At 54.9% G+C, this 7,566-nt stretch carries 8 protein-coding genes and 1 pseudogene; 4 read left to right on the forward strand and 5 right to left on the reverse strand.

What is annotated here, in order from left to right; translation table 11 throughout:
* Together ACIQ0G_RS08810 and ACIQ0G_RS08815 are read right to left on the reverse strand one after the other, a co-directional pair.
* Positions 1-1,011 (reverse strand): HlyD family efflux transporter periplasmic adaptor subunit (locus ACIQ0G_RS08810; RefSeq protein ID WP_397577587.1); only part of this gene is annotated, 1,011 nt, incomplete at its 3' end.
* Positions 1,004-1,507 carry a MarR family winged helix-turn-helix transcriptional regulator gene (locus ACIQ0G_RS08815; RefSeq protein WP_397577588.1) on the reverse strand — a complete coding sequence of 168 codons (504 nt, stop codon included), beginning with the start codon at positions 1,505-1,507 and terminating at the stop codon, positions 1,004-1,006. The genes ACIQ0G_RS08815 and ACIQ0G_RS08810, both read right to left, overlap by 8 nt.
* 76 nt (positions 1,508-1,583) lie before the next feature.
* Here ACIQ0G_RS08815 and ACIQ0G_RS08820 point away from each other — a divergent pair, with 76 nt between their 5' ends.
* Genes ACIQ0G_RS08820 through ACIQ0G_RS08835 form a run of 4 tightly spaced genes read left to right on the forward strand, consistent with a single transcriptional unit; the run spans position 1,584 to position 5,360 of the window.
* A complete protein-coding gene (locus tag ACIQ0G_RS08820; protein WP_397577594.1) occupies positions 1,584-2,339 on the forward strand; it encodes an alpha/beta fold hydrolase in 756 nt (251 codons plus the stop codon).
* Positions 2,339-2,911 carry a GNAT family N-acetyltransferase gene (locus tag ACIQ0G_RS08825; protein WP_397577589.1) on the forward strand — a complete coding sequence of 191 codons (573 nt, stop codon included), beginning with the start codon at positions 2,339-2,341 and terminating at the stop codon, positions 2,909-2,911. The genes ACIQ0G_RS08820 and ACIQ0G_RS08825 overlap by 1 nt, the downstream gene beginning before the upstream one ends.
* Complete coding sequence (locus ACIQ0G_RS08830; protein WP_397577590.1) at positions 2,904-3,431, forward strand: hypothetical protein; 528 nt, start codon at positions 2,904-2,906, stop codon at positions 3,429-3,431. Before ACIQ0G_RS08825 ends, ACIQ0G_RS08830 begins: the two co-directional genes overlap by 8 nt.
* A 54-nt stretch (positions 3,432-3,485) precedes the next feature.
* Positions 3,486-5,360, forward strand: coding sequence for a M2 family metallopeptidase (locus ACIQ0G_RS08835; RefSeq protein WP_397577591.1), 1,875 nt, complete (start codon positions 3,486-3,488; stop codon positions 5,358-5,360).
* Between the two features lie 45 nt (positions 5,361-5,405).
* Here the strand turns inward: ACIQ0G_RS08835 and ACIQ0G_RS08840 are convergent, their stop codons facing one another.
* From ACIQ0G_RS08840 to ACIQ0G_RS08850, 3 genes and pseudogenes are all read right to left on the reverse strand, one after another.
* The gene (locus ACIQ0G_RS08840) at positions 5,406-5,867 is read right to left on the reverse strand and encodes a hypothetical protein (protein WP_397577592.1); all 462 of its coding nucleotides are present in this window, start codon (positions 5,865-5,867) and stop codon (positions 5,406-5,408) included.
* 62 nt (positions 5,868-5,929) lie between these two features.
* Entirely contained in the window at positions 5,930-7,375 is a 1,446-nt protein-coding gene (locus tag ACIQ0G_RS08845; protein ID WP_397577593.1) for an AMP nucleosidase, read from the reverse strand.
* 93 nt (positions 7,376-7,468) lie between these two features.
* Positions 7,469-7,566, reverse strand: a pseudogene (locus ACIQ0G_RS08850) (peroxiredoxin); the annotation flags it as partial.

A 7,566-nucleotide genomic window follows, 5' to 3' on the forward strand; every position in this document is an offset into this window, starting at 1 on the left:
TCCTGCAATCATTGCACGCTTCGGCTTGTCGGTAATCGATATCCGTACAGGGACGCGCTGCGTTACCTTGACCCAATTGCCATTCGCATTTTGCGCTGGAAGGACAGAAAATTCTGACCCTGTGCCCGCGCCAATGCTGGATACCTTACCGCGGACCTTTAGGTCGGGATAGGCGTCGAAGGTTATCTCTGCAGGTTGGCCAACGCGCATATGCGCAAGATCGGTTTCCTTGAAATTGGCTTCAATCCAGCTTTTGTTGCTGGCGACAATCGTCACACCGGGCAAACCTTGAACCATCATTTGCCCAGGTTGAAGGCGATCCGCCTGACTGACGATGCCGGAGACAGGCGCGCGTACTTCCGTACGTGAGAGGTTAAGCATCGCCTGATCGCGTTGTGCTTGGCCTGCCTTAATGGCTGGGTTGATTCCCGGCGCTGCCGATCCTGTGGCGAGTGCCGCGCGCGCCTTGGTGGCGTCGGCTTGCGCCGCGGCCACGCGGCTGCGCGCATCGGACAAGGCATGTTCTGCGGCTTGCAACCTTGCACGCGTGGTAAAGCCAGCCTGCATAAGAGAGGATTGCCGCAGATACTCTTTCTCATAGAAAGCAACATCTTCCCGCGCGCTATCGATATCGACACCGGTGGTTTGAAACTCGGTCTCCAGCGCCGAAACGCGGACTTGCGCGGCGGCAATGGCTGCGTTGGCCTGCTCAATCGCAATTCGGTAAGGCTCTGGATCGATCCGGAACAACAGGTCGCCTTCTTTCACCACGTCATTTTCATGGACGGCAACATCGATAATCCGCCCGCCCACTTCTGCTGAAATGGACACCTTGTCTTGTTGGACATAGGCATTGTCGGTCGACACATAATGGTCGTTGGCAATGTAATAGGCGGTCGCCCCGGCAACGAGCACCAACGGGACAGAAGCCATCAACGCCAGTCGGCCAAAGCGCCCCGACTTTGTCTTGGTCGTTGTCCCAGCATCAATTTTGGGATCAGCCTCAGCCATGGGACACCTCATGCGGTTTCCGGGTTAAGTTGGCACGAATGATGTTCAACATGGCTTCCAATTCTGTTCGTTGCGTTGCGTCCAAGCCGGCCAAAGCATCATCAAACAATGCAAGTGCGGTTGGTCGCAGTGCTTCAATTTTTTGTTCGCCTTCGGCCGTTAAGTGCAGCCGCCATGTACGGCGGTCATTTGGGTCCGCACGGCGTTCTACGAGCCCCGCATCCTGAAGGCGATCCACCATTCTTCCGAGCGTGATCGGTTCGACATCAAGCATATCGGCCATCGTGACCTGCGCACTTCCATCGAAGCGCTTCAGCAGCGCCAGCACCCGCCATTGTGGCCGTGTCACGCCAACGGCGCGGGCACGTTCATCGAAAGAACGCCGCAGCAAGCGTGCCGCATCACCCAATAGAAAGCCTAAATCATCGCTCATGCCGTCGATATAATAGCTATGCTTATTATGTGCAATAATTTTGGGTGCGGTACGCAAAAACATGGAAAACACTTTCCGGATCAATCTACGCGTGCCAAACCAGAGACATCCGCTGACGACAGAAGAACGACCCAAATATATGATTGCATCCAACAGTTTCGAAACAACCGACGGCACCGAAATCGTCTGGCGTGAAATGGGGCAGGGGCTGCCCTTATTCCTCATCCATGGTTTCATGTCCGAAGCCAACACCAATTGGATCAAATATGGCCATGCGGCGGCTTTGGCAGACGCAGGGTATCGCGTCATTATGCCCGACCTGCGCGCCCATGGCCTCAGCGGAAAGCCGCATGCGCCAAGCCATTACCCCGCCGATATACTGGCTGATGACCAGTTCGCATTGCTCGCGCATCTGGGGATCGAAGATTATGACCTTGGCGGTTATTCATTGGGCGGGCGAACAGTCGCGCGGATGTTGGCGCGTGGTGCGCAGCCCGGGAAGGCAATCATTTCCGGAATGGGTCTACAAGGACTTACACAAACCGGAAATCGCGGCGCGCATTTTCGCGAAGTCTTCGACAATTTGGGGCGTCATGAAAAAGGATCGGCTGCGTGGATGGCCGAGGCATTTTTGAAGACAACGGGCGGCGACCCATTGGCTTTACGCAATATATTGGAGACCTTTGTCGACACCAGCGAAACCGAGATTGCCAGTTGGGAATTGCCCGTAGGGATAGTCTGCGGGGAACAAGATGATGACAACGGGTCTGCCGCGGCTCTTGCGGCGCTCCTGCACCACGGGAAGCTGTTCACGGTTCCCGGTAACCACATGAGTGCAGTCACCAAGCCTGAGCTGGGTCAGGCGTTTGTAGCGGCGCTGACGACGACATGGTGATGCCCGACCACGCCGATTTGCAACCAACATTGGTTGGCGACAAACTGTTGCTGCGTCCACTGACCGAGAGCGACTGGGACGCGATATTTGCGGTGGCGTCTGACCCGTTGGTGTGGGAAGTCCACCCCGCATGGGATCGTTATAAAGAACCGGTGTTCCGTGAATATTTTGTGGGCGCGATGGCATCGCGCGGAGCGTTGGCTGTGATCGACCGCGTGACCAACAGCATCATTGGCGGCAGCCGATATGGAAATTACGCACCTGATCGTAACGAAATTGAAATTGGTTGGAGCTTTCTTGCGCGCACATATTGGGGCGGAGCCTATAACCGAGAGATGAAGGCGCTGATGCTGTTCCACGCTTTCCAATTTTTCGACAGCGTTCGGTTCAATATTGGCGCAACAAATGTCCGCTCGCGCCGCGCCATTGAGAAAATCGGCGCCCGCTTGGATGGAGAATATGTGCCGGAAGCGATTAACGGCGTGCCGCCTGTGCCGCACGTCATTTACCGAATGAACCTGAATGATGCCAAAGCGGCGGACATGCTTTTGGAATCGAAGCACAATGGCTGAAAGCAAATTGGAACGCCGCTTCTGGCGGTTCTGGCTGAGTGGACTGTTGCTGCTTGCGCTGATGATAGCCATGGATCCGGCGTTTTCGAACGAGATTTCGCCATTGGGAATGCGGGACCATCAAACCGCAGGAACCGCCCTGCGGGTGGATGCCATTCAAGGGGCCTGGCAAGCAGCCGGAGTTTTGAATCTCGCGAGATTTGGCATGGCCATCGACCTGATCTACATCGCGATTTATGCGTTCGGGGCCTATTGCGGTGGACGGTTGTTTTCACAATCACCAAAGCCAGTTTTGCGGCGGCTTGGTTGGGTCATTGTTGCTACGGCAATTGTCGGCGGTGCGGCCGACGGCATCGAAACATTATGCCAATTTGTTCAAATAATGATGCTGGGGGGTGATGATCTTTTGGCTGGGGTCGCAGCCACTGCGCAGCCGGTTAAAACCATCGCATTTCTCGTTACGTTTTTTGGTCTGCTGATGGCGTTATACATTCGACGAACAACGCGCCGCGCGGGTTGACGCCGCCACATGAAAGTTTCACCATCGGAACATATTGTTTTCTGGGAACCCTTCATGAAAAATCTAGTATCGATCGCCGCACTGGCATTTGCCTCACTTTCCCTTCCAACCGTCGCCATGGCGCAGAATTCGGCGCAAGCTTCATCTGCGCCGACCGTGGCTGAGGCCGATGCCTTCGTCGCCGCTGCGGAAAAGGACCTTTTTGATTTTTCGATTGAGGCGGGGCGCGTTGCGTGGATTAACTCCACCCATATTACCGACGACACCGATGCACTTGCGGCACGCTATGGCGAGATTGGTACCGAAAAATCGGTCCGGTACGCGTTGGACGCGGCGAAGTATCAGGCGCTTCCCGGCCTGTCATATGACACCAAGCGCAAGCTTGATATCCTGCGCGGCGGTATTGTGCTGCCCGCGCCCACAAAGGCGGGGGCAGCGGCTGAACTTGCCACGATCACCACGAAACTGCAGTCCGCTTATGGCAAAGGTCGTGGCACGCTTAACGGCAAGGAAATCAACGGTTCCGATATTGAGGCTGCGATGGGGTCAAATCGCAACCCCGAAGAACTGAAAGAAATGTGGGTGAGCTGGCATGACAATGTCGGCGCGCCCATGGGCAAGGATTATGCCCGGATGGTTGAAATCGCCAATCATGGCGCGACCGAGCTCGGCTATGCAGATGTCGGCGCGATGTGGCGTTCAGGCTATGATATGCCAGCCGATGACTTTGCCAAGCTGACGGACAAATTATGGCTTGAGGTTAAGCCGCTCTATGACGAATTGCACACCTATGTTCGCACGCAGTTGAACGAGAAATATGGGGATGCGGTCCAGTCAAAGACAGGGCCCATTCGCGCCGATCTGTTGGGCAATATGTGGGCGCAGGAATGGGGCAACATTTATGACGTCGTCGCGCCTCCGGGGGCTGGCGATATTGGTTATGATATTGGCGCGTTGCTGGTTGCCAAGGGGTACAAGCAAACCGAAGCCGGCGATTTCAGCGCCAATCGCGGCAAGGCGGAAAAGGACATGGTCAAGGTCGGCGAAGGCTTTTTCTCGTCGCTTGGCTTTGCCCCACTGCCCAAAACCTTTTGGGATCGCGCGCAATTCATTAAGCCCGCCGACCGCGAAGTTGTCTGCCATGCCTCTGCGTGGGATATCGATAATGTCGACGATCTGCGCATTAAGATGTGCATCAAGGTTAAATCCGATGACTTCGTGACCATCCATCACGAGCTTGGGCATAATTATTACCAGCGCGCTTATAACAAGCAGTCATATTTATATTTGAATGGCGCGAATGATGGTTTCCATGAAGCGATCGGCGATGCCGTCGCTTTATCCATTACGCCGAATTATCTGGTCCAGATTGGCCTGTTGGATGCCGACAAGGTTCCCGGTGCGGACAAGGACAATGGGCTATTGCTGCGCCAAGCCATGGATAAGGTTGCGTTCCTGCCATTTGGACTGCTGATCGACAAATGGCGCTGGGGCGTCTTCAACGGCTCCATCACATCAGCCAATTACAACAAGGGCTGGACCGACTTGCGTTTGCAGTATCAGGGCATTGTCCCGCCCGTGGAGCGCCCAGCGGATCGTTTTGACGCCGGCGCGAAATATCATATTCCCGGTAACACGCCATATACTCGCTACTTCCTCGCGCGGATTTTGCAGTTCCAATTCTACAAGGCAGCTTGCGATATTTCGGGTTGGAAAGGCCCGCTCCATCGCTGCTCATTCTATGGAAATAAAGAGGTCGGCACGCGATTGAATGCAATGCTGGAAATGGGCGCATCAAAGCCTTGGCCAGATGCGTTGCAAGCATTTACGGGAACGCGCGAAATGTCGGGCAAGCCCATGCTGGAATATTTCGCCCCACTTATGAAATGGCTCAAGGCGCAGAATAAGGGCGCTAAAAAAGGCTGGTAACAACAACGGGCCCCGCTGTTAAAGGCGGGGCCATTTCGTTTTTGATTAAGCTGCAGTCTTAGGTGGCGTCTTAACCGGTGCCGACTTTTTTGGTGCAGGCTTTGCGGCTACCGCTGGCTTAGATGCCTTTGGCGTTGCCGGTTTGGCAGCCGCTTTCGGAGCAGGCTTAGTTACCGCAGCTTTTTTAGCAACTGGCTTTTTGGTCACTGGCTTCTTTGCCGGTGCCTTTGCTCCACCCGTTTTGCGATCATAAACCTTTTTGCCAGCAACAGCGGCTGCGGCAGTGGCGATAACTGCGCCTGCAACAGCAGCAGTTTTACCGGGGTTTTCCTTGATCACGGATCCAGCGGTCGCAGCTGCGGTGGACGCTTGATCGACTGCGGATTTTGCCGTTGTCGACGCGGATTGCGCGACCGAACGCGCGCTGCCGGTCAAACCGTCGGCGAATGCGCGGAATGTATTTAACAGTTTGTTGAGCGGTCCGGTGTTTTCGGGTTTCTTCGGCATGGGCGGTACCTCCTTGGTTATGCTTTAGGGATAATCATTGGCTTGAGTTTTCGTTCCTGACCCTATCTAAAGGGTGGTTCGTTAAAGGCGCGAAGTTTGCGACTGTGCAGGCTGTTTCCCGCCTCCCGAAGCAGTTCGCATGTCTGGATACCGATTTGCAAATGGGCGGCGATGGCTTCTTCATAAAAACGGTTGGCTTGCCCCGGCAGTTTGATTTCGCCGTGCAGCGGCTTGTCGGACACGCATAGCAATGTGCCATAGGGCACGCGGAAGCGATATCCTTGGGCAGCGATGGTTGCGGACTCCATATCGATGGCAATCGCACGGCTTTGCGAAAAGCGCAGGGCGGATGCCGAATAACGCAGCTCCCAATTGCGGTCGTCTGTCGTGACAACGGTGCCGGTGCGCATCCGCCGTTTCAAATTGGCACCGCTGGTGCCGGACACATGTTCTGCCGCACTTGCCAGTGCCTGCTGCACTTCGGCGATTGGCGGAATTGGAATTTCGGGTGGAAGCACGTCATCCAAGATATGGTCGTCGCGCAGATAGGCATGCGCCAGGACATAATCGCCAATCCGCTGCGTTTCACGAAGGCCGCCGCAATGGCCAATCATCAGCCATGCTTCGGGGCGTAGCACCGCCAAATGGTCGCAGATGGTCTTGGCATTGGAAGGCCCAACGCCGATGTTAACAAGCGTAATCCCCGACCTGTCTGGCGCGATAAGATGGTAGGCAGGCATCTGGTGCCGCCGCCATGTGCTGTCGGCAACCAGCTGCGCCGCGTTGTCGGTTGGCTTGTCGACATACAGACCGCCAGCGCCCGACAAGGCTGTGTAACGGCCATTGCCAACTTGTGTGCATGCCCAACTGACAAACTCATCCACGTACCTGTGGTAGTTGGTAAACAGGATATAATGCTGAACATCCTCGGCGGGCGCGCCGGTATAATGGCGAAGGCGCGCGAGCGAGAAATCGGTGCGCAAGCCGTCAAACAAAGCAAGCGGCGCGCTGGCGTTACCCTTTATCCGCAGCAATCCATCGGCGATTTCATCGCCAATGTCCGCAAGCTCGGTCGTGGGGAAATGGCGTGCAAGTTCGTTGGGACTGACTGTGCCCAGTTCCAAATCCGCCGACCCGTCGAGAACATAGGGAAAGGGGATTTCCTGTTTGCTGCGGCCAACCGAAATCTCCAGCTCATATTGCCCAATCAGCAGATCGAGTTGCTCACCGATATAGTCGGCAAACAAATCTGGCTTGGTAAATGTGGTCCGGAATGTTCCGACTTTTTCAAGCTTGCCAAATGCAAGGTTGGACTGCGTCTCGCGCTGTTTACCGGCGTAGGTTATGACCAATTCGGGGTAACAGAAATCATTGCTCGCGCGTTGATCGGATGAAGGCGGTGTTCGGTCCTTCAAATAATGGGCGAGTGCAATTTGTAAGCGTTTTACCGAGGCGTCATATTCGGTAACGAGTTGATTAATGATGTTTTGAGCTTGTTCACTAGGCATGGATACACATCACCGAAATTTCCAATTTTCGCAACAAAAAAAGGGAGGGTTGCCCCTCCCTTTAAATACCCAAAAGGGCAAGATTTCGTAAACTTAAAGCTGACCGAGCATATATTCGGCGGAGCTGACATTGAAGTCACCGGGGGCTTCAACATTCACATGCTCAACGACGCCGTCATTGACAACGAGCG

The sequence above is a fragment of the Sphingorhabdus sp. genome (genome assembly GCF_044354325.1).
Taxonomy (GTDB): domain Bacteria; phylum Pseudomonadota; class Alphaproteobacteria; order Sphingomonadales; family Sphingomonadaceae; genus Sphingorhabdus_B.